We start from the raw sequence: 22,015 nt of genomic DNA, 5'->3' as shown, positions 1-22,015 counted from the left end.
GGCCGGACGAACTCCCACTCGGCATCGGACAGTTCATGGCGACGTATCACGACACCATGATCCACCAGCGGTGATCATTTGAAGACACCGCCTAGGGCCGTCCTCGCGTTGCCGCCCTGGGCATCAGCGCGTCGCAGGCCGCGGCCGTCAGCGTCCGGGGAAGTCGTGGCGAGGGTGCGGTGCGTGCCGGGTTTCGGAGTGGGCGCTCTTCATCGGGTGGCCGCCGGGGGGTGGGTCGGCTGGGGGGTGAGGGGCGCCGGTGTCGTGTGGCGGGGTCGGGGCGGGGCGTGCCGCGACCCGGGTCGGCAGTCTCGTCGCCGTCAGTGCGCCGAGTGCCGCCACCGCCGACAGGACCGTCAGCGTCGGGGTCATCGCGGAGAGGAACGCGTCGTCGGGCCAGTGCGGTCGGCGTTCTTCGGGGCGGGCTCCGGAGGAGGTGAAGGCCGTCATCAGGGTGGTCGCCGCGGCGATGCCCACGGTGGGGCCCACGTTCATCGCCGTCTGCTGGAGACCGCCGGCCACCCCGGCGTCGGCCACCGGCGCATGGCGTACGACGACGGCCGTGGCGGCCACCATCACCGTGCCGAACCCCGCCCCCACGAGCACGAATCCGCCACCGGTCGCCAGGGGCCCCGACGATTCGTCCAGGCGGGAGAGGGCCAGTACGCCGAGGGCGAGCACCGCCATCGCCGCCGTGATCGTCCGCCGCGGTCCGTGCCGCCGCAGCAGTACGGCGGCGAGCGGCGCGCCCACCACCATCATCACGGCGAGCGGCAGCGCCCGCAGCGCGCTGTGCAGCGGGTCGAGCGCCAGCACCTCCTGGAGGTAGTACGTGCCGACGAAGAGCGCCCCGAACATCGCCGCGCTCGCCGCGACCAGGACCCCGAGCGCGGTCCCGACCGCGGGGGAACGGAGCAGGCGGGGCGGCACCAGCGGACTCGCGGCCCGCCGCTCGTGCCGTACGAACGCGCCGCCCGCGACGGCCCCCGCCACGAGCCCCGCCGAGGCCGCCGCCGTCCAGCCCTGCTCCGGCACGGCGACCAGCGTGTGCACGAGGCAGGCCAGCGTCACGGCGAGGAGCCCGGCACCGGGCAGGTCGAGTCCCACCCCGATCCCGGGTGCGGGGCCGTCCCCGTCCCGTCGCGCAGCCGGGACACGTACCACCAGCGCCAGTACGCCGATCAGCAGCGCGGGCACCACGCTGAGGAAGAACACGGAGCGCCAGCCCAGCTGCGTGGCGAGCGCGCCGCCCAGCACGGGACCGGCCGCCGCCGCGACGCCGATCGCGCTCGTCCGCAACGCGATCGCCATCCCGAGCCGGTCCGGCGGGAAGGTGGCCCGCAGCATGCCGAGCGTCGCGGGTTGCAGCAGCGCCCCGAAGACCCCTTGGGCGACGCGCAGCGCGATCACCCAGCCGACGCCGGACGCGAGGCCGACCCCCGCCGACGCGGCGGCGAAGCCGAGCGTCCCGACGGCGAAGACCCGCCGGTGGCCGTACCGGTCGCCGAGCCGCCCGGCGAAGACGAGCAGACTCGCCACGGCGATCAGATAGCCGGTGCTCGTCCACTGGACCTGCGCGAACGAGGCGTCCAGATCGCGTTGCAGCGCGGGCTGGACGACGGTCAGCGCCGTCCCGTCCACCGCGACGACCATCGCGCCGACGACACTGCAGGCGAGGGTGAGGTGCCGCTGGAGCGCGGGTCCGGGCGTCATGCGTCCGCCGGGCCGAGATGCGCGTCCAGCGCCGCGTCGAGCAGCGCCCCGACGTCCTCGGCGCCGGTCGCGAGGCCCAGGCTGCCCCAGCCCCACAGCTGCGCGATGCCGTGCAGGTTCGCCCAGAGCGCGCCCGCGACGACCCGCGCTCCCGCGCCGGAGGCGGGGCGGGCCTCGGCGACGAGTCCGGCCAGCACGTCGAAGAGGGGCAGGCTGGTCTCGCGCAGCCCGAGCCCATTGCTCTCCAGCAGGTCGTGGCGGAACATCAGCTCGAACATCCCGCGGTGGGCCTCGGCGAACCCGAGGTACGCGCGGCACAGCGCCTTCAGCCGCGTACGGGCGTCCGCGTCCTGCCCGGCCCCGTCCGCCAGAGCCGCCTCCGCCTCCGCCGCCAGTTCCTCGAAGCCCCGCCGCGCGATGGCGGACAGCAGCGCCACATGCGTGGGGAAGTACCGCCGGGGCGCCCCGTGCGAGACCCCCGCCCCGCGCGCGATCTCCCGCAGCGTCAGCGCCTGCACGCCCCGCGTCGCCACCAGCTCGACGCCCACGTCGACCAGCCGGGCCCGCAGCCCGGTGTCTTGCTCACCACTCACATAGTCACTGCCCATAGACACTGTCTACTAGAGTGAGTAGACAGTGTCTACCCGGCGGCGTGACGGTGTCCCCATAGATCAGGCCCCTAGGCCCTGTCCTTCAGGGGGGAGGTAGGAGATATCTTGATGTCGAGCAATGTTGCAGACGCGGAGCGGAGCACCCGGTGACTGACTCGACCATCATCTACACCCACACTGACGAGGCCCCGGCCCTGGCGACCCATTCGTTCTTGCCGGTGGTCCAGGCCTACGCCTCGACGGCCGGTGTCGGCGTGGAGACTCGCGACATCTCGCTCGCGGGGCGCATCATCGCGAGCTTCCCGGAGCGTCTCGAGGAGAGCCAGCGCATCTCCGACGCCCTCGCCGAGCTCGGCGAGCTGGCCAAGACGCCCGGCGCGAACATCATCAAGCTGCCCAACATCTCGGCCTCGATCCCGCAGCTGAAGGCCGCGATCGCCGAGCTGCAGGGCCAGGGCTACGCGCTCCCGGACTACCCGGACGACCCGAAGACCGACGAGGAGCGCGACATCCGCGCCCGCTACGACAAGGTCAAGGGCAGCGCCGTCAACCCGGTCCTGCGCGAGGGCAACTCCGACCGCCGCGCCCCCGCGTCGGTCAAGAACTACGCCAAGGCCCACCCGCACCGCATGGGTGCCTGGACGGCCGACTCGAAGACGAACGTCGCCACCATGGGCGAGAACGACTTCCGCTCGACCGAGAAGTCCGCGGTGATCACCGACGCCGGCTCGCTGCGCATCGAGCTCGTCGGTGACGACGGCTCCACCACGGTCCTGCGCGAGTCCGTACCGGTCCTCGCGGGCGAGGTCGTCGACGCCTCCGTCATGCGCGTCGCGGCGCTCCGCGAGTTCCTGAAGCAGCAGGTCGCCCGCGCCAAGTCGCAGGGCGTGCTGTTCTCCGTGCACCTCAAGGCCACGATGATGAAGGTCTCCGACCCGATCGTCTTCGGCCACGTGGTCCGCGCCTTCTTCCCGAAGACCTTCGCCGCGCACGGCGAGACCCTCGCCGCCGCGGGCCTGACCCCGAACGACGGCCTGGGCGGCATCTTCAAGGGCCTGGAGTCGCTCCCCGAGGGCGACAAGATCAAGGCGTCCTTCGAGGCCGAGCTGGCCGAGGGCCCCGAGCTCGCCATGGTCGACTCCGACAAGGGCATCTCCAACCTGCACGTCCCCAGCGACGTCATCGTGGACGCCTCCATGCCGGCCATGATCCGCACCTCCGGCCACATGTGGGGCCCGGACGGCGAGGAGCACGACACCCTGGCCGTCCTGCCGGACAGCAGCTACGCGGGCATCTACCAGGTCGTCATCGACGACTGCCGCGCCAACGGCGCCTTCGACCCGGCCACGATGGGCTCCGTCCCGAACGTCGGCCTGATGGCGCAGAAGGCCGAGGAGTACGGCAGCCACGACAAGACCTTCGAGGTCCCGACCACGGGCACCGTGCGCGTCGTCGACACCGCGGGCAACGTCGTCCTGGAGCAGACCGTCGCCGCCGGTGACATCTTCCGCATGTGCCAGACCAAGGACGCGCCGGTCCAGGACTGGGTCAAGCTCGCCGTCACCCGCGCCCGCGCCACCGGCAGCCCGGCCGTCTTCTGGCTGGACGAGACCCGCGCCCACGACGCCGTGCTCATCGGCAAGGTGCGGCAGTACCTCGCCGACCACGACACCGAGGGCCTGGACATCCGCATCATGTCCCCGGTCGAGGCCACCGCGTTCTCCCTGGAGCGCATCCGCCGCGGCGAGGACACCATCTCCGTCACCGGCAACGTCCTGCGCGACTACCTCACCGACCTCTTCCCGATCCTGGAGCTGGGCACCAGCGCCAAGATGCTGTCGGTCGTCCCGCTGATGAACGGCGGCGGCCTCTTCGAGACGGGCGCCGGCGGCTCCGCCCCGAAGCACGTCCAGCAGCTGGTCAAGGAGAACTACCTGCGCTGGGACAGCCTGGGCGAGTTCCTCGCCCTCGCGGTGAGCTTCGAGCACCTCGCCACCACGACGGGCAACGCCCGCGCGCAGATCCTCGCCGACACCCTGGACCGTGCCACCGCCACGTTCCTGGAGAACGACAAGTCGCCGAGCCGTCGCCTCGGTGGCATCGACAACCGCGGCAGCCACTTCTACCTCGCCCTGTACTGGGCGCAGGAGCTGGCCAAGCAGACCGAGGACGCGCAGCTCGCCGAGGCGTTCGCGGCCCTGGCCAAGACGCTGGCCGAGCAGGAGCAGACCATCGTCGACGAGCTGATCGCGGTGCAGGGCTCCCCGGCCGACATCGGCGGCTACTACCAGCCCGACGCGGCCAAGGCCTCCGCGGTCATGCGCCCGTCCGCGACGCTCAACCAGGCGCTGTCGATCCTGGGCTGACGCTCGCACGCAGCAGTGCAGAAGGGGCCTCCCGCCACATGGCGGGAGGCCCCTCCTGCTGTGCGCTACGAGCGGCGCCGGGGCTTGCCGCGCTTCGCCGGCTTGGGCCGGGCCGCACCGCCCCGCTTCGGCTGTGCCGCCTTCTTGGCGGACGCCTTGGCCGGCGCCTTCGCCTTCGCCTTGTCCTTGGACCGGTCGGGGGTCTGCGCGCGACCGCGTGAGCTGTTGACCGTACGGCCGCGGACGATTCCGATGAAGTCCTCGACCAGGTCGGTGGTCTCCGCCTCCGGCCACGCCAGGGCGACGCGCGACTCGGGCGCGCCCGTCACCGTGCGGTAGGTGAGGTCCTTGCGGTGGTGCAGACGGGCCAGCGACTGCGGTACGACGAGGAGACCGACCCCCGCCGCGACGAGGTCGACGGCGTCCGCGGTGGTCGCCGGACGCTCGTACGCGGGCTTGCCCGGCCGCGCCTCCCACTCCAGCGTCTCGTCGAGGGGGTGGAAGACGACCTCGTCGGCGAGATCGTCGGGGGACACCTCCTCGACCGCCGCCACGACGTGGTCCTTGGGGACGACGACGACCGTGGTCTCGGTGTAGAGGGGGATCGCGCTGAGGTCCGTACGGTCGATGGGCAGCCGTACGAAACCGGCGTCGGCGCCGCCCGCGCGCAGCACGTCGGGCGCCTCGGCGGCGGCCACCGGGAGGAGGGTCAGCGGGATGTCGGGCAGTCGCTCGTGCCAGATCCGCACCCATTTGGCGGGCGTCACTCCGGGAACGTAGGCGAGCCGGAACGACGGGGGTACTTCCGAGCCTGTCACCTCGCCAGGCTACCCGCCGTGGTCAGGAGTAGCGCACATGCTCGATACCCTTGACCCATGACGTCGCACCAGACCGCCCAGACCATGAAGCCCGCGACCGCGGCGAAGAAGCTGGGTGTGTACCTCCAGGCCACGCCCCCCGAGTTCCAGGAGGGCGTCGTCTCGCGCAGCGAGCTGAACGCGCTGCAGGCCGACCCGCCCGAGTGGCTCCAGGAACTGCGGCGCAACGGCCCGCACCCCCGCCCCGTGGTCGCGGCCAAGCTCGGGGTCTCCATCGCGGGCCTCGCGCGCGGCGGAGTCACCGAGGCGCTCACCACGGAGCAGATCGACGCGCTGAAGGAGGAGCAGCCCGGCTGGCTGCGCCAGGAGCGCGCCACCCAGGCCGAGGTGCGCAAGGAGACCGTGCGCATCAAGGAGAAGCAGGCGGAGCAGGCGGAGAAGCGGGCGGCGCGCGCCGAGGACTAGAGCCGGCGCTCAGCAGGTGGGCTGACGCGGCTGCCTCATGGTCCGCATGAGCTGCCGCGTCTCGCGGTCGATGGCCCAGACGTCCGCCACGGGACCCAGATGCCCGAGCTTGTCGGGGTTGATCACCAGGCGGATCGCCCGGATCCGCCCGTCGGCCACGTCGAGCGCCAGCGTGTGGAGCACCCTCCCGTCCCGGTCGCGGAAGACGGCCCCCGGTCCGCCGTTGAGCTCGTGCGCCGCGAACGACACGCCGACCGAGAGCAGTGCCGGGAAGCCGGCGGCGAGCAGCCGGGCCACCGGCTCGGTGCCGGTCACGGTCCTGGCCAGCTGCGGGCTCTTGCCGCCGCCGTCGCCGGCCATCGTCACGTCGGCGGCGAGCAGCTCCCGCAGGCCGCCGACGTCACCTTCGCTGAGGGCGTCGAAGAACCGCGACGCCAGTGCGTCCCGCTCCTCCCGGGCCGGCCGGAAGCGCGGCCGTCCCGCCTCCATGTGCCGACGGGCCCGCACCAGCAGCTGCCGGCACGCCGCCTCCGACCGCTCCACCGCCGCGGCGACCTCGTCGAACCCGAAGCCGAACACCTCCCGCAGCACGAACACGGCCCGTTCCAGCGGGCTGAGGCGCTCCAGCAGCAGCAGCGCCGCCACCGACACGGATTCGGCGAGCTCCACCGAGCGCGCCGGATCCTCGTACGGATCGTTCAGCAGCGGCTCGGGGAACCACGGGCCCACGTACTGCTCGCGCCGTACCCGCGCGGAACGCAGTACGTCGATCGAGATCCGGGTCACCGCGGCCGACAGGAACGCCTTGGTCGACGTGGGCAGGGTCGTCGTGGCGTCGAAGCGCAGCCACGTCTCCTGCACCGCGTCCTCGGCCTCGCTCACGCTGCCCAGAATCCGGTAGGCGATCGAGAACAGCAGCGACCGCAGCTCCTCGAACTCCCCGACCTTGCTCACGCCGGCCCCCCGCTCTCGACATTCCTCGGTCAGTGCAGCTGCCCGGGCTCGTAGTCGCCCGCCGGCTGCCGCGTGATGATGTTCATCCGGTTCACCATATTCATGAACGAGATGTGCACCACCAGCGCGGTGAGCTGACCCTCGTCGTAGTGCTCGGCGGCACGCGCCCACACCTCGTCACTCACCCCGGGGGCCGCGTCGGCGACCCGGGTCCCCTCCTCCGCCAGCTCCAGCGCGGCACGCTCGGCGTCGGTGAAGACCGTGGCTTCCCGCCAGGCCGCCACGAGGTGCAGCCGCAGCGCGGTCTCGCCCGCGGCGGCGGCCTCCTTGGTGTGCATGTCGATACAGCCCGCACAGCCGTTGATCTGGCTGACGCGCAGCGCGACCAGCTCTTGTGTCGCCGACGGCAGAGCCGAGTCCTGGAGCGCCTTGGCGCCCGAGAGGAAGTACTTCATCGCCTTGCCGGCGTTCGGCTGGCTCATGTAGTTCAGTCGCGCGTCCATGGGGTGCCCCTCTGCGATCGTCAGTGGCTTGCACCCCTGAGACGAGACAGCTCCGCGCCCTGTGACACGGTCGGATGTGACCTGCGTCTCCGGCCCCGCCAGGCCTCACATTGCATAAAACTGCGTCGGAGCGTATAGTCATGCCATCCAAGAGGAGGGTTCCATGAGGGTACGCGCAGCAGTGGCAGGGGCGAGTGGGTACGCGGGCGGCGAGCTGCTGCGTCTGCTGCTCGGGCACCCCGCAGTCGAGATCGGCGCCCTCACCGGGAACTCGAACGCGGGCCGGCCGCTGGGCGGACTGCAGCCGCACCTGGCCCCGCTCGCCGACCGCATACTGGAGCCGACCACCGCGGACGTTCTCGCGGGGCACGATGTCGTCTTCCTCGCCCTGCCCCACGGGGAGTCCGCCGCCGTCGCCGAGCGGCTCGGGCGCGAGGTCCTCGTCGTCGACATGGGTGCGGACTTCCGGTTGAGGGACGCGGCTGACTGGGAGAAATTCTACGGGAGCCCGCACGCCGGGACCTGGCCCTACGGTCTCCCCGAACTGCCCGGCGCCCGCGCCGCGTTGGCGGGCACCAAGCGCATCGCGGTGCCCGGCTGCTACCCCACCGCCGTCTCGCTCGCCCTCTTCCCCGCGTACGCCGCGGACCTCGTCGAGCCCGAAGCGGTGATCGTCGCGGCGTCCGGCACCTCCGGCGCGGGCAAGGCGGCCAAGCCGCACCTCCTCGGCTCCGAGGTGATGGGGAACATGTCCCCGTACGGAGTCGGGGGAGGCCACCGGCACACCCCCGAGATGATCCAGAACCTCAGCTCCGCCGCGGGCACCCCCGTCAGTGTCTCCTTCACCCCGACCCTCGCCCCGATGCCCCGCGGCATCCTCGCCACCTGCAGCGCGAAGGCCAAGCCGGGTGTGACCGCCGAGTCCGTGCGGGACACGTACGCGAAGGCGTTCGCCGACGAGCCGTTCGTGCGGCTGCTCCCCGAGGGGCAGTGGCCCGCCACCGCCTCCGTGTACGGCTCGAACGCCGTGCAGATCCAGGTCGCGTACGACGAGGCGGCCGGGCGCGTGATCGTCATCAGCGCCATCGACAACCTGACCAAGGGCACCGCGGGCGGCGCCCTGCAGAGCATGAACATCGCCCTCGGCCTCGACGAGGCCACCGGGCTCACAACGATCGGAGTAGCGCCGTGAGTGTGACGGCAGCCAAGGGATTCACGGCCGCGGGCATCGCCGCCGGAATCAAGGAGAACGGCAACCCGGACCTGGCCCTCGTGGTCAACACCGGGCCCCGCCTGGCCGCCGCGGGCGTCTTCACCTCCAACCGCGTCAAGGCAGCCCCGGTCCTCTGGTCGGAGCAGGTGCTCAAGGGCGGCCTCGTCTCCGCCGTCGTCCTCAACTCCGGTGGCGCCAATGCCTGTACGGGGCCGCAGGGCTTCCAGGACACGCACGCCACCGCCGAGAAGGTGGCCGATGTCCTGTCCCTGAACGCCGGTGAGGTCGCCGTCGCCTCGACCGGACTCATCGGCGTGACGCTCCCCATGGACAAGCTGCTGCCGGGCGTCGAGAAGGCCGCCGGTGAACTCTCCGCGCACGGCGGCGAGAAGGCCGCCATCGCCATCAAGACCACCGACAGCGTGCACAAGACGTCCGTGGTCACCAAGGACGGCTGGACCGTCGGCGGCATGGCCAAGGGCGCGGGCATGCTCGCCCCCGGCCTCGCCACGATGCTCGTCGTGCTGACCACGGACGCCGACCTCGAAGCCGACGTCCTGGACCGGGCGCTGCGGGACGCCACCCGGCTCACCTTCGACCGCGTCGACTCCGACGGCTGCATGTCGACCAACGACACGGTGCTGCTGCTCGCCTCCGGCGCCGCCGAAGTCACCCCTGAGTACGCCGAGTTCGCCGAGGCCGTCCGTGAGGTCTGCGCCGACCTCGGGCGGCAGCTCATCGGCGACGCCGAGGGCGCCAGCAAGGACATCAAGGTCGACGTCGTGAACGCCGCGAGCGAGGCCGACGCCGTCGAGGTGGGCCGCTCCATCGCCCGCAACAACCTCCTCAAGTGCGCCCTGCACGGCGAGGACCCCAACTGGGGCCGGGTGCTCTCCGCCATCGGCACGACCTCCGCCGCCTTCGACCCGAACCAGTTGAACGTCGCCATCAACGGCGTCTGGGTCTGCAAGAACGGCTCCGTCGGCGAGGACCGCGACCTCGTCGACATGCGCTACCGGGAGGTCGTCATCACCGCCGACCTCGCCGCCGGTGACGAGAGCGCGACGATCTGGACCAACGACCTCACCGCGGACTACGTCCACGAGAACAGCGCGTACAGCTCATGAGCAGTGACATGAGCAAGGATGCGAAGAGCCAGCCGACCGCGCGCAAGCACACCGCGCTGCCCAAGGCCCAGATCCTCATCGAGGCGCTGCCCTGGCTGACCCGGCACCGCGGCAAGACCGTCGTCATCAAGTTCGGCGGCAACGCCATGGTCGACGACGAGCTGAAGGCCGCCTTCGCCCAGGACGTCGTCTTCCTGCACCACGCCGGCCTCAAGCCCGTCGTGGTGCACGGCGGCGGACCGCAGATCAGCGAGGCCCTCGACCGGCACGGCATCGTCAGCGAGTTCAAGGCGGGCCTGCGCGTCACCACCGAGGACGCCATGGACGTCGTACGCATGGTGCTCGCCGGACAGGTACAGCGCGAGCTCGTCGGCCTGCTCAACCAGCACGGCCCGCTCGCCGTCGGCCTCACCGGCGAGGACGCGCACACCATCACCGCCACCAAGCACCGGCCCCGCATCGAGGGCGAGCTGGTCGACATCGGCCGCGTCGGTGAGATCACCGAGATCGACACCGGCGCCATCGAGGCGCTGCTCGCCGACGGCCGCATCCCGGTCGTCTCCTCGATCGCCCGTTCCCAGGACGATCACCATGTCTACAACGTCAATGCTGATACGGCGGCTGCGGCACTCGCTGCGGCGCTTGATGCCGAGACCCTGATGGTGCTGACCGACGTCGAGGGCCTGTACGAGGACTGGCCCAACTCCGACGAGGTCATCAGCAGGCTCACCGCCGCCGAGCTGGAGAAGCTCCTGCCCGAGCTGGCCAGCGGCATGGTCCCGAAGATGGAGGGCTGTCTGCACGCCGTGCGCAACGGCGTCGAGACGGCCCGCGTGATCGACGGCCGCGTCCAGCACTCGATCCTGCTGGAGATCTTCACCGACGAAGGCATCGGCACGATGGTCGTGCCCGACCGGGACGACGACAGCACCACCGACGACAGCGCCACCGACACGAAGGGGGAGTCATGAGCAACCAGGAGCTGACCGCGCGCTGGCAGGGCGCGCTGATGGACAACTACGGCACGCCCAGGCTGCCCCTCGTGCGCGGCGCGGGCACCAAGCTGTGGGACGCCGACGGCAAGGAGTACCTCGACTTCGTCGGCGGCATCGCGGTCAACGCCCTCGGCCACGCCCACCCGGCGCTCGTCGAGGCCGTGAGCACCCAGATCGGTGCCCTCGGCCACGTGTCGAACCTCTTCGTCGCCGAGCCGCCCGTCGCGCTCGCCGAGAAGCTCCTCGGACTCTTCGGGCGCGAAGGCCGGGTGTACTTCTGCAACTCCGGCGCCGAGGCGAACGAAGGCGCGTTCAAGCTCGGCCGGCTGACCGGCCGCCCGCACATGGTCGCCACCCAGGGCGGCTTCCACGGCCGGACGATGGGGGCGCTCGCCCTCACCGGCCAGCCCGGCAAGCAGGAACCCTTCCTGCCGCTGCCCGGCGACGTCACCCACGTCCCCTACGGCGACGTCGAGGCCCTCCGCGCGGCCGTCACCACCGACACCGCCTTCGTCATCATCGAGCCGATCCAGGGCGAGAACGGCGTCGTCGTGCCGCCCGCGGGCTACCTCAAGGCGGCCCGGGAGATCACCGAGGCCACCGGCACCCTCCTCGTCCTCGACGAGGTGCAGACCGGAATCGGCCGCACCGGGCAGTGGTTCGAGTACCTCGCGCACGACGGCGTACAGCCGGATGTCGTCACGCTCGCGAAGGGCCTCGGCGGCGGGCTTCCGCTCGGCGCGACCGTCGCGTTCGGCGCCGCCGCGGAACTGTTCAAGCCCGGTCACCACGGCACGACGTTCGGCGGCAACCCCGTCGCGTGCGCCGCGGGCCTCGCCGTCCTGAACACCATCGAGACCGAGGGACTGCTCGACAACACCAAACGCGCGGGCGAAAAGCTGCGCGACGGAATCGAGTCACTCGGACACCCGCTCGTGGGCCGTGTAAGGGGCTCGGGCCTGCTGCTGGGTATCGTGCTCACCGAGCCGCTCGCGCCGAGGGCGCAGCAGGCGGCTCAGGACGCCGGCTTCCTCGTGAACGCGCCCGCCCCCGATGTCGTACGGCTGATGCCGCCGCTGAACGTGCGCGACGACGAGGTGGAGGCGTTCCTGAAGGCACTGCCCGGCATCCTGCACGAGGCCGCCGCGGCCGACGGGGACGGACGATCCGGAGAATGAGACGACGATGAGCCAGGCGCAAGGCAACGAGCACGGCGACCACGCGGGTCCCGCCGTGCCGCAGACCCGCACCGCACGCCACCGCCGGATCGTGGACATCCTCAACCGGCAGCCGGTGCGCTCCCAGAGCCAGCTCGCGAAGCTGCTCGCCGACGACGGCCTGACCGTCACCCAGGCGACGCTCTCCCGCGACCTGGACGAGCTGAACGCTGTCAAGATCCGCAACGCCGAGGGCGACCTGATCTACGCGGTGCCGAGCGAGGGCGGCTTCCGCACCCCGCGCGCGCCGCTGGGCGAGTCGGCCAAGGAGGAGCGGATGCGACGCCTCTCCGCGGAACTCCTGATCTCCGCGGAGGCCTCGGCCAACCTCGTCGTCCTGCGCACGCCGCCGGGCGCCGCCCAGTTCCTCGCCTCCGCCATCGACCAGGCCGAACTGCACGACATCCTCGGCACGATCGCGGGCGACGACACGCTGATGCTGATCAGCAGGGAACCGGCGGGGGGCCAGGCGCTCGCGGACCATCTGCTGCGGCTGGCGTCGAACGAGCACTGAATCCGACCCCTGGACCTGGGGCGCCGTTGATCACCGGCTCCACCGAGTTCGTCCTCAAACGCCGGACGGGCTGATCTCTCCCGTCAGGTCCAGGCCGAAGAGGACCGCGTACAGGCGTAGCCGGTCCCTGATCCATTCCTCGCTCTCGTCCACGGCCCGTGCGGCGAAGAGGATCTGGGACGCCGTCACGGGGCCGCGCAGCGTCGGCAGCATTCCGTCCGCGTGGACCGAGAGCAGGATCAGGTCCTGCCAGAGCGGGACCACATCGGGTATGTCGTCCAAGGCTGGTGCCGGCCCCTGCGGAAGATCAGGAGCCGGTCCCAGCGGGAGATAGGGGACGATCCGCTGCCAGGTACGGCGGACCGGCTCACCCAGCCGTCCCGCGAGGCTGACCAGGTCCAGTGGGCCGAGCGGTGCCCCCGGAGCTGAGACGCGGTGTTCGTCTCCGAGGGCGACGGCGTCCCAGGCGTCGGGCTGCTCCGCCGGCAGCGCCTCGACCTCGGCGGGGCTCAGCTCCGGGACGAGGGCACCCAACTCCCTGAGAGGCGCCAGCTTCTGGTACGCGGTACGGGCGCCGATCCGCTGTTCGCGCGCGTAGGCCGTGAGCCGTTCCGCGGTGAGGCCGGCCCACTGGGGGGACTCGGACCACTCGTCGTACTCCTCGTCGTCACCCCAGTCGATCAGCGCACGGGCCTCCTCCCAGCCCGGACGGAAGTCCGTCAGGGCCGCGGGCAGGGAAGGCACGCGCAGGCCCACCCGTGCTGCCTCCCGCCGGGCCGTCTTCCACATGGTGCCCAGCGGGGTCTTCAGATTGACGCTCGCCACGAACAGGATGTCGGCGGTCGGCAGAACCGGATAGTCGGCGTCGTCGGGCGAGGGGTCCTGGCCGGAGAAGGCGTAGCGGCTGGGGACCGGCAGATCCTCCCAGGCCCTCAGCAGGTCGCCCGCCGCGGGGACATCGACGCCTGCATCCCGCAACTCCTCGGCCACGCAGGCCATGTCGTCCCAGCTCATGCCCTGCAGCCGGGCGAACGCCAGGTCGCGGAGGGTGAGTCCGTCCTCGAGGCGCAGCCCCGCCCCCTGGGCCACTCCCACCACACGAGCCGTTTCCGGGCCGGGCACGACGCGGCCTGCCGCGGCCTTCTGCCGATAGCGCCGGGTGTGGGTCAGACCGAGGTGGCCCGCCCAGCGGGCGAGCGTCTTCTCCGCCTTGCGCAGAGTGCACTCCCACTCCGCGGCGAGGGCGAACGTGGCTCCCCACGGCAGAGCCAGGCCTCCGGACGCCTCGGGCACGCAGAAGTCGCGCAGCACCACACGTACGTCCCACGGCACAGTGCCCCACCGCTCCACGGACTCCGCGTCGGGAACCGTCCAGCCGAGCCAGGCGAAGGCGGAGAGGCGCTCCCGCACCTCCTGCGGTGTGATCCCCAGAGTCTGTGCCACGTCGTGGATGTCCCAAGGCCACTGCACGCGGCGCCAGCTCCGGGCTCCGTCGTTGACGTAGAGGAGTGAGAGCTCGGACTCCTCGCACACATGCTCCCGATGGTGATCGGGTGCCGTCGGTGGCGGGGTGGTGAGGAAGGGCCCGAACCGAACGCAGCGCTCGGCCAGTTCACCGAGCGTCAGGCGCCCCACGGCCGAGGCGCGGACCAGGCCGCCGAGGTCGTCGGGCGCGTGCAGGTAGTCGTTCTCGTTCTGGTGCGTATAAGCCCCCCTGACGTACGGGCGGCTGAGGAGCTCCTCGACGATCAGCGCGTCGTACGCGCGCGGTATCCAGTCCAGGTCGCCCTCTCCCGCGCGGGGCGGCTTCAGCGCGGGATGGGAGATGCGCAGGGCGCGTGCGGCACGGATGACGGCCTGGACGGTCGTCCCCTGGCTGTGGGCGATCGCGACGGCCGAACGCCAGTCGCGGGGCGGTACTTTCTCGCCCGGGTATGGTTCGCGCCAGGACTGAGGTCTCCCTGTCGCGACTTCGGCCCAGCCTGGTTCGGGCACGGGGTAACCAGTCGTCGAAGTGGGGGCCGCCTTACGGAGCGCGAGTTGTTGGTTGCCCAGGACCACGGCACGCCAAGGGCCTGGCGGCGTCTCGAACCACTCCGCCTGACGGCGCTGGCCGACCGATGGGGGCCTGATCTGCGTGTCGTGGTGGAACCAACCGACAGCGTCCAGATTCAGCTCCGGGAGCGACCCCTTCGCCGGCACCCGCACACCCTTGCCGCGCCACGCCTCCCAGAGGGTGCGTGCCGCGGGCAGGTCGCGCCGCTCCAGCTCCCACAGCCAGCCCATGCTCAGCCCCGGCCAGGTGGCCAGCACGGGCGCGCCACTGGCCCACTGTTCCGCTTCCCATGCCCCGTCGTACGACTCGAGCTTCTTGCGGTTGAGGCTGAGTGTCCCCGCGTGCGCACCGGTCAGATTCAGTACGTAACCGAAGGGCTCCTGGTCCGTCCCGATGCCGTCGCACAGGACAGCGCCCTTGCCTTCGAGCCACCACAACACACCGGGCACGGCCTCCACCGCTCCGGGAGCGAGGCCGGTTCCCGGCCCGCTCTGGAGCTCGCCGGGATGCCACCGGTGCTGTCTCCCCGACGCGTCCCGCACCTCCAGCGCGAACTCGCTCACCAGGACGAGACGGCAGAGCGTGGAGACCGGCGAGAGCTCGGAGCGCGAGACGGTGTCGCGCAGATACAGACGTATCCGCGTGCCGCCTTCCAGGAGGCCGTCCCCGGCGGCGTCGTCGTGTTCCTGGATCCGGAACAGGCTCCCGCTGCCGGGGATGTCGACGCGCAGCGCCTTCTTCGCGGGGATGCCGTCGACGCCGACCGGCCGGGTGACGACGGTCATCTCGTCGGCGAGCATGAAGTAGCTGAACACGCCGATGCCGAAACGGCTGTTGGGGTACAGGCGCAGCGACGGGTCCTGCCGGTGCCAGTTCGCCTGTTCCTGGCGGAACGCGCGGGACTGCTCGAAGCGGCGGCCCGCCTTGGTGAAGGTGTTCTTGAGCTGGTCGAGGCCCATGCCCACGCCGTTGTCCCGGCACTCGATGTAGCGTCCGCGGTCGTCCTCCCCCTCGACGAAGGTGATCTGCCCGGCCCAGGGGGCCGGCGCCCCGCCCCTGGACACCACGTACCGGCGCCGCATCGCGCGGTATCGGCACGCGTCCATCGCGTTCTGGTACAACTCGCGCAGCGCCAAGTCCGGTTCGCCGTCGTAGATGCGCTCGCCCATGAACAGGTCGCGCACCTCCGTTTGCGCCAGCTGGAAGCGCAGCAGGGGGACGTCGTAGGCACGGCGGCCCCGGTCCTCGGCGGGGCGCAGCGCCCCGTCGGTCACGCGGGCGGGCACCCCGCTCAGCAGCGCCGCGCGGGGCGCGGGTAGCCGGCGCGCCGCGTCCCGCAGCGAGCAGGCGAGCTCGTCGGCCTGCTCCGCGACGCCTGCGAGCGCCGCGTGGACCGCGGGGTGGGGGCATGCCGCGTCCAGACGCAATTCGCCCTCCGCCGGCTGCCAGTCCGCGTCGCGTACCGCGTTGACGGCGTCCTGGGGGAGGACCGGATCGGAGACGGCGAGGTGTTCGGCGAGCACGTCGGGCAGTGTGCGCACGTCCAGGGCCAGCACCGATGCCAGGTGCAACAGAGCGGCCGCCTCGGCCGTCCGCAGCGCCTGGCGGCCGCCGTCGGGCACCGGGAAGGTGACCTCCGGCAGCGCACCGGGCTCCTGGGGTGGAGCGCCCAGCGCGATGGCGGAGGCGAGGCGGGAGAGCTCCGCCGACAATTGGGACGCCCGGTTCCCACGGGTGGCCGGACTGCCCAGCAGCGCGGCCGCCAGGGTCCCGGACTCCACCTGTGGGACGGGTTCCTCATCGGTTTCGAAGCGTTCGGTGATCCACCGGTGCACCAGCCACAGAGCGACTCCGTTGGCCTCTTCCAGGCGCCCGCTCAGCAAGCACTCGGAGAGCTTCTCCCTGATGTGCGGGTGGTGGTCGGCCACCTGCTCGTAGTGCCTGCGCCACGCGTCGCCGTCCTCCTGGGGCCAGGCGGTGTGCGCGGAGATGTCATGCGCGTGGCTGAGCCGTCGCGCCCAGGCCGCTTCGTGCAGGAACGGGGCGGCGACGAGGGCCGCGGCCTCGACGGCGGAGAGCGTCACCGTCTTGGGTATCAGGCACGGCAACCGGTCGCGGAGTATCCGCACCGGGAAGTCGTCGTCGGCCCACGGGTCCGGCATGCGCTTCTGCGCGAGATGGACCACCGTGGCGCACTCCTCGACAAGCGCTGCGAGGCACTCCCGGAAGTGGGGCACACAGGCGGCCTCCGCGGCGGCCACCCGCTCCCACAGGGCCGTGTCCGATGCGGCCTCACGCCAGGCCTCCAGAAGCCTGCGCCCCTCGCAGACCTCCGTGGAGCGGGCCTCGGCCTCCAGCTCGGCGCCGTACCGGATCTGCGGCTCCTGCTCCTCGCCCAGCTGCCGGCGGGCCGCTCGCAGCGTGTGCCGCCGCGCCGTCTCGTACACCTCCTGCACGGTCCGGGCCTCGGTCAGCGGCCGGAAGGCCTCCGCGAGCCCCTGGGTGAAGAAGCTGCCCTCGGCGGTGAAGCCCGAGCGCTGCCCGGCGGCACAGGCCGTCATCAGCGCGAACCTGCCGGACGGCTGTCCTTTGACGATGCTGCTGCCGAACACGCCCGCGCCGCCGGACGGCTCGTCGCGGCAGGCGTCGATCAGCCACAGGACGGTGCCCGCCCCGCAATCCGCCAGGTAGGGGCTGATGTCGGCGGGGAGCAGGGTGTCGCGGTACGAAGTGCGCCAGTGGCCGTCGTGCGGGGCCCGCGCGTCGGAGGGGACGAGGTAGTCGGTGTCACCGATGCGGACGCCGTGCCCGGAGTAGTGCAACAGCAGCGTGCCGTCGGCCGGAACACTCCGCGCGACCTCGTCGATCGCCGTGGTGATCTCGGCCCGGCTGCCGCCCCGCACTGTCTCCACTCGATATCCCGCGGCTTTGAGCGAGGCGCCCAGGGCGCGCTGGTCCGCGGCGACAGGTTCTTCCAGTGCGGCGAAATGATGCGCGGCGTCGGGCGTCGCCGCGACCCCGATCAGCAATGCGGTACGTATCTGTGCCATGCCCTCTCCCGGGTGCGAACGCCCATCGTCGCACCCGGGCCCACCCCGAAGTTCACCGTCCCGTAAGTGACTTGGGCCGCCGCGCCCGGTGCGACATCCAGGCGGCGACCAGCGCCCCCGACACGTTGTGCCACACGGAGAAGACAGCGGCGGGCAGTGCGGCCAAGGGGCTGAAGTGGGCGGTGGCCAGCGACGCCGCGAGGCCCGAGTTCTGCATACCCACCTCGAAGGCCATCGCCCGCGAGGCGGGCGGGCCGAGCCGGGCCAGCTTGCCCGCGCCGTAGCCGAGGGCGAGGCCGAGTCCGTTGTGCAGGAACACCGCGAGGAACACCAGTGCCGCAGCGGACTTGATGGCCGCGGCACTGCCCGAGACGACGATCGCCACGATGGCGGCGATGGTCAGCGCCGACAGCCACGGCAGCGCGCCGAGGACGCGGTCGACGTACCGCCCGAAGAGCAGCCGCACGACGAGGCCCGCGAGCACCGGCAGCAGCACGGTCTTCAGGATGTCGGTCACCATTGATCCCGCGTCGACGGGCAGGTACTCGCCCGCGAGCAGCAGCGTCAGCGGCGGTGTGATGAGCGGCGCGAGGACGGTCGAGACGGTGGCCACCGACACGGAGAGCGCCACGTCGCCGCGGGCCAGGTAGGTCACGACGTTGGACGCGGTGCCGCTCGGTGCGCAGCCCACCAGGATCACACCGGCCGCCAACTGCGGTGAGAGGCCCAGCGCGTGGGCGATCAACCAGCCGAGCCCCGGCATGATGACGTAGTGGGCCACGAGTCCGAGCGCGACCGCCCAGGGCCGCCTGACCACGCCCTGGAAGTCGAGCGGGGTCATCGTGAGCCCCATGCAGAACATCACGAGGCCGAGGAGGTACGGGACGTTGGTTCCCCAGCCCTCGAAGGCGCCCGGAGCGGCAAGGCCGAGAGCGCCGGCGGCCAGGACGAGGACGGGAAAGACCGTGACGGCGAGCCGGGCCGCCTTGTCGGCGCCCTGCGCCCCGGCGGGGGTCGTCTGTTGGGTCTGCACCCGGTGATGCAACGCCGCCGTGGCGCACGGCCGCAACCGCGTCTCGATATGTGGTCGCTACATGTAGACGGCGGGCGGATGCCGGAATCAGCCCGACGCGCCGCAGGTGGCGACCGGGGTGACGGAATCCACCGTGCGGATGGGCAGTGTGACGTGCCGGGGCCCGTCCCCGTCGTCCACCCGGATCACGAGCCCGCCGCGGCCCGCGCGGATGAACTCCCCGCACAGTTCTCCCGTCGCCGTGCCGATCCTGACCACGTGGTCCTTGGGGGAAGCGGTGGTCGTCCAGGCGATGCCGATGGCTGCTGCCGCGAGGAGGACTCCGCCCAGGCAGCACAGTGAAGCGTGGCGGAGGGCTCGCGTGACCCGGACGACCTCCTGACCGGTCCATTCGCGCAAGGCCTGGCCGGCCTGCAGGATCCGGTCGCCGGGCCGACCGTGCGCGGCTCGTACGGCGAGCACGGAGCCGGTCACGAGCAGCAGGAAGGCCGTGGCGAGCAGCGCGGTCGCCCAGTGCCGGGCGGTGTCGGGGAGGTTGGTGAGGTCGTCGCGGCCCTTGAGGACGACCAGGACCGCGAGCAGCGCGGTGAGCCCCGTGAGCCCGGCCCGCCAGCCCTCGGCCTGCCGCCTGAGCTCGGCGAGCTGGGTGAACTCGAGTTCACGGGCGAGCACGGCCCAGCGGCGCTCGGACTGATCGCTCATCCAGCGGTCACCTGGGGTCCGTCGGTGTTCCCGGGCAGCAGCGTGGCGATCCGCCAGCTGGCGCCGCATCCCACGAAGGGGGCGTCGGCGGGCAGCTGCGGATGCGGGTGCCCGCACTCGCAGAAGTACCGCTCCCGGGTCAGGGCCACGGCGTCGGCGGCGGGCGTCGGCCGCGAGGGCCTGCCGCTCAGCCAGTCCCGGAGCCCTTTGGTCCCGGTCCCGGGCAGGCCCCGACGGATCTCGGTGGCCGTTCTGCCGTGGCAGCGCGGACAGTTGCCTTCGAGCACCACGCCCGTGCCGTCACGTGAGGCGTGCCGGACGAAGGGGGTGACTGCTTCCCCCGCGTCCTGCTCGGCGTACTCGGCCTGGAGGTCGTGGGGCGGGGTGGGCGGTTCGGTCATCGTCGGTCGGCTTCCCGGCTCAGGCCGTACGGGGCGGCAGCGGCAGCGGGAGGCCCGGCAGCCCGTCGATGCTCTGCGCGATCCACTCCTTCTTGGTGAAGTACGCGTTCAGCGAGGCGTCGTCCTCGCGCGCGAAGCGCTTGGCGTGCAGGTCGCGGTCCTCGTCGTACGTCATGAAGGGCACCGCGTATCCGCAGGTGTCGCGGATGAGGTCGGCCGTCACGACGATGATGGCGCGCAGGCCGTGCGGCGTCGGGTCGATGCCGGGGAAGTGGCCGAGCAGCTCGGGGAAGCGCGGGTCGTCGCGGAAGACGGGCTCGCCGCGCCCGTGCACCCGAACGATGTTGGGCGGGCCCTGGAAGGCGCACCACATGAGCGTGATGCGGCCGTTCTCCCGCAGGTGCGCGACCGTCTCTGCGTTGCTTCCCGCGAAGTCCAGGTAGGCGACGGTGAGTTCGTCGATGACCGCGAAGGAACCCTTGAGGCCCTTGGGGGAGAGGTTGATCGTGCCGTCGTCGGCGAGGGGCGCGGTCGCCGTGAAGAACATCGGCTGTTCCTCGATGAACGTGCGGAGCCTGCCGTCTATGCGTGTGTGAGTCTTTCCCATGAGCAGTGATTATCGGCCATAACTCCTTCGTATGTCTAACGAACTTTCGATTCCGTCCGCTCGAGTGGCTGATCGCCCGGAGCGGGTGATTGACGAAACATACGGAGGTCTGCATACTCATGCATAAGCGTAAGCGGATATTCGGCCCGACAGGTCCTCGCGCGACCCGCACTTCCAGCAACAGCCTTGAGGAGTACGTGCAGTGAGCAGCAACAACGGCGGTGACGTCCGGCTCTGGGGCGGACGGTTCGCCGACGGGCCCGCAGAGGCCCTGGCGAAGCTGTCGGCCTCGGTCCACTTCGACTGGCGCCTCGCGCCGTACGACATCGCCGGATCCCGCGCCCACGCGCGCGTGCTCCACAAGGCGGGCCTGCTCACCGAGGACGAGCTGACCGGCATGCTGGACGGGCTGGACCGGCTGGAGGCCGACGTGGCCGACGGCTCGTTCGTCGGCACCATCGCCGACGAGGACGTCCACACCGCCCTGGAGCGTGGCCTGCTGGAGCGGCTCGGCCCCGACCTCGGCGGCAAGCTGCGGGCAGGACGGTCCCGCAACGACCAGGTGGCGACGCTCTTCCGGATGTACCTGCGCGACCACGCCCGCATCCTCGGCGGCCTGCTCGCCGACCTCCAGGGCGCGCTCGTCGGGCTCGCCGAGGCGCACCCCGACGTCGCCATGCCGGGGCGCACGCACCTGCAGCACGCCCAGCCGGTGCTCTTCGCCCACCACGTCCTCGCCCACGTCCAGTCGCTCTCCCGGGACGCGGAGCGGCTGCGGCAGTGGGACGCGCGGACGGCCGTGTCCCCGTACGGCTCGGGCGCGCTCGCCGGGTCCTCGCTCGGCCTCGACCCGGAGGCCGTCGCGAAGGACCTCGGCTTCGAGCACGGGTCGTCCGCCAACTCCATCGACGGAACGGCCTCGCGCGACTTCGTCGCCGAATTCGCCTTCATCACCGCGATGATCGGCGTGAACCTCTCCCGGATCGCCGAGGAGGTCATCATCTGGAACACGAAGGAGTTCTCCTTCGTCACCCTCCACGACGCGTTCTCGACCGGCTCCTCGATCATGCCGCAGAAGAAGAACCCGGACATCGCCGAGCTGGCGCGCGGCAAGTCGGGCCGCCTCATCGGCAACCTGACGGGCCTGCTGGCGACGCTCAAGGCCCTCCCGCTCGCGTACAACCGCGACCTCCAGGAGGACAAGGAGCCGGTCTTCGACTCCTGCGACCAGCTGGAGATCCTGCTCCCCGCCTTCACCGGCATGATGGCGACGCTCACCGTCCACCGCGAGCGCATGGAGGAGCTCGCCCCGGCAGGCTTCTCGCTCGCCACCGACATCGCCGAGTGGCTGGTCAAGCAGGGCGTGCCGTTCCGCGTCGCGCACGAGGTCGCGGGCGAGTGCGTGAAGGTCGCCGAGGCCGAGGGCAAGGAGCTCGACGACCTGACCGACGACCAGTTCGCCGCGATCTCCGAGCACCTCACCCCCGAGGTGCGCACCGTCCTCAACGTGCCGGGCGCGCTGGCCTCCCGCAACGGCCGCGGCGGCACCGCCCCTTCGGCCGTCGCCGACCAGCTCGCCGACGTCAAGGCGGACCTGTCGGTGCAGAAGGAGTGGGTCAACGCCCGGAAGTGACAAAGGGGCGTCGCGGGTTACGTTGACGGGGAGATCC

At 71.6% G+C, this 22,015-nt stretch carries 18 protein-coding genes; 8 read left to right on the top strand and 10 right to left on the bottom strand.

The features are described 5' to 3' along the window. Positions 1–147: 147 nt before the first annotated feature. On the bottom strand, positions 148–1,713 hold the full coding sequence (locus ACI2L3_RS30470; protein WP_404755590.1) for an MFS transporter: 1,566 nt from the start codon (positions 1,711–1,713) through the stop codon (positions 148–150). Next, positions 1,710–2,306, bottom strand: coding sequence for a TetR/AcrR family transcriptional regulator (locus tag ACI2L3_RS30465; RefSeq protein ID WP_404755589.1), 597 nt, complete (start codon positions 2,304–2,306; stop codon positions 1,710–1,712). Before ACI2L3_RS30465 ends, ACI2L3_RS30470 begins: the two co-directional genes overlap by 4 nt. A gap of 164 nt (positions 2,307–2,470) precedes the next feature. Between ACI2L3_RS30465 and ACI2L3_RS30460 the strand changes: the two genes are divergently transcribed. Further along, complete coding sequence (locus ACI2L3_RS30460; protein ID WP_404755588.1) at positions 2,471–4,690, top strand: NADP-dependent isocitrate dehydrogenase; 2,220 nt, start codon at positions 2,471–2,473, stop codon at positions 4,688–4,690. A gap of 65 nt (positions 4,691–4,755) precedes the next feature. Here the strand turns inward: ACI2L3_RS30460 and ACI2L3_RS30455 are convergent, their stop codons facing one another. Then, entirely contained in the window at positions 4,756–5,508 is a 753-nt protein-coding gene (locus tag ACI2L3_RS30455) for a LysR substrate-binding domain-containing protein (protein WP_404755587.1), read from the bottom strand. Positions 5,509–5,565: 57 nt separating this feature from the next. On the opposite strand from ACI2L3_RS30455, the gene ACI2L3_RS30450 reads away from it, so the two are divergent. Then, positions 5,566–5,973: a DUF5997 family protein gene (locus ACI2L3_RS30450; protein WP_404755586.1), complete on the top strand. Its 408-nt coding sequence runs from the start codon at positions 5,566–5,568 to the stop codon at positions 5,971–5,973. A 9-nt stretch (positions 5,974–5,982) separates the two neighbouring features. On the opposite strand, the gene ACI2L3_RS30445 is transcribed toward ACI2L3_RS30450, so the two are convergent. Together ACI2L3_RS30445 and ACI2L3_RS30440 are read right to left on the bottom strand one after the other, a co-directional pair. Further along, positions 5,983–6,927: an RNA polymerase sigma-70 factor gene (locus tag ACI2L3_RS30445; RefSeq protein ID WP_404755585.1), complete on the bottom strand. Its 945-nt coding sequence runs from the start codon at positions 6,925–6,927 to the stop codon at positions 5,983–5,985. 29 nt (positions 6,928–6,956) lie between these two features. After that, positions 6,957–7,430, bottom strand: a complete 474-nt coding sequence (locus ACI2L3_RS30440; RefSeq protein WP_404755584.1) for a carboxymuconolactone decarboxylase family protein — start codon at positions 7,428–7,430, stop codon at positions 6,957–6,959. A gap of 163 nt (positions 7,431–7,593) precedes the next feature. On the opposite strand from ACI2L3_RS30440, the gene argC reads away from it, so the two are divergent. Genes argC through ACI2L3_RS30415 form a run of 5 tightly spaced genes read left to right on the top strand, consistent with a single transcriptional unit; the run spans position 7,594 to position 12,496 of the window. Beyond that, positions 7,594–8,622, top strand: a complete 1,029-nt coding sequence (argC, locus tag ACI2L3_RS30435) for an N-acetyl-gamma-glutamyl-phosphate reductase (RefSeq protein ID WP_404755583.1) — start codon at positions 7,594–7,596, stop codon at positions 8,620–8,622. Continuing rightward, positions 8,619–9,770 (top strand): bifunctional glutamate N-acetyltransferase/amino-acid acetyltransferase ArgJ, encoded by a 1,152-nt coding sequence (gene argJ / locus ACI2L3_RS30430; protein ID WP_404755582.1) that lies wholly within the window; start codon positions 8,619–8,621, stop codon positions 9,768–9,770. The genes argC and argJ overlap by 4 nt, the downstream gene beginning before the upstream one ends. An 8-nt stretch (positions 9,771–9,778) precedes the next feature. Then, entirely contained in the window at positions 9,779–10,741 is a 963-nt protein-coding gene (gene argB / locus ACI2L3_RS30425) for an acetylglutamate kinase (RefSeq protein WP_404755581.1), read from the top strand. Beyond that, a complete protein-coding gene (locus ACI2L3_RS30420) occupies positions 10,738–11,943 on the top strand; it encodes an acetylornithine transaminase (RefSeq protein ID WP_404755580.1) in 1,206 nt (401 codons plus the stop codon). The genes argB and ACI2L3_RS30420 overlap by 4 nt, the downstream gene beginning before the upstream one ends. Before the next feature lie 7 nt (positions 11,944–11,950). Beyond that, the gene (locus ACI2L3_RS30415; RefSeq protein WP_404755579.1) at positions 11,951–12,496 is read left to right on the top strand and encodes an arginine repressor; all 546 of its coding nucleotides are present in this window, start codon (positions 11,951–11,953) and stop codon (positions 12,494–12,496) included. A 54-nt stretch (positions 12,497–12,550) separates the two neighbouring features. Here ACI2L3_RS30415 and ACI2L3_RS30410 read toward each other — a convergent pair whose 3' ends face one another. The 5 genes from ACI2L3_RS30410 to ACI2L3_RS30390 form a co-directional block, all read right to left on the bottom strand. Then, positions 12,551–17,602 carry a caspase family protein gene (locus ACI2L3_RS30410; protein WP_404755578.1) on the bottom strand — a complete coding sequence of 1,684 codons (5,052 nt, stop codon included), beginning with the start codon at positions 17,600–17,602 and terminating at the stop codon, positions 12,551–12,553. Between the two features lie 52 nt (positions 17,603–17,654). Next, entirely contained in the window at positions 17,655–18,635 is a 981-nt protein-coding gene (locus tag ACI2L3_RS30405) for a bile acid:sodium symporter family protein (RefSeq protein ID WP_404755577.1), read from the bottom strand. A gap of 87 nt (positions 18,636–18,722) precedes the next feature. Continuing rightward, the gene (locus tag ACI2L3_RS30400) at positions 18,723–19,337 is read right to left on the bottom strand and encodes a hypothetical protein (RefSeq protein ID WP_404755576.1); all 615 of its coding nucleotides are present in this window, start codon (positions 19,335–19,337) and stop codon (positions 18,723–18,725) included. Further along, entirely contained in the window at positions 19,334–19,738 is a 405-nt protein-coding gene (locus tag ACI2L3_RS30395) for a hypothetical protein (protein WP_404755575.1), read from the bottom strand. The genes ACI2L3_RS30400 and ACI2L3_RS30395 overlap by 4 nt, the downstream gene beginning before the upstream one ends. A 19-nt stretch (positions 19,739–19,757) precedes the next feature. Then, a complete protein-coding gene (locus ACI2L3_RS30390; RefSeq protein ID WP_404755574.1) occupies positions 19,758–20,345 on the bottom strand; it encodes a pyridoxamine 5'-phosphate oxidase family protein in 588 nt (195 codons plus the stop codon). Between the two features lie 202 nt (positions 20,346–20,547). On the opposite strand from ACI2L3_RS30390, the gene argH reads away from it, so the two are divergent. After that, the gene (gene argH / locus ACI2L3_RS30385; RefSeq protein ID WP_404755573.1) at positions 20,548–21,978 is read left to right on the top strand and encodes an argininosuccinate lyase; all 1,431 of its coding nucleotides are present in this window, start codon (positions 20,548–20,550) and stop codon (positions 21,976–21,978) included. Positions 21,979–22,015: the final 37 nt, after the last annotated feature.

Origin of the sequence: Streptomyces sp. NPDC029674 (genome assembly GCF_044903205.1) — a bacterium.
In the GTDB taxonomy this organism is placed as follows: Bacteria; Actinomycetota; Actinomycetes; order Streptomycetales; family Streptomycetaceae; genus Streptomyces.
This window is presented reverse-complemented; position numbering and strand designations above follow the sequence as displayed.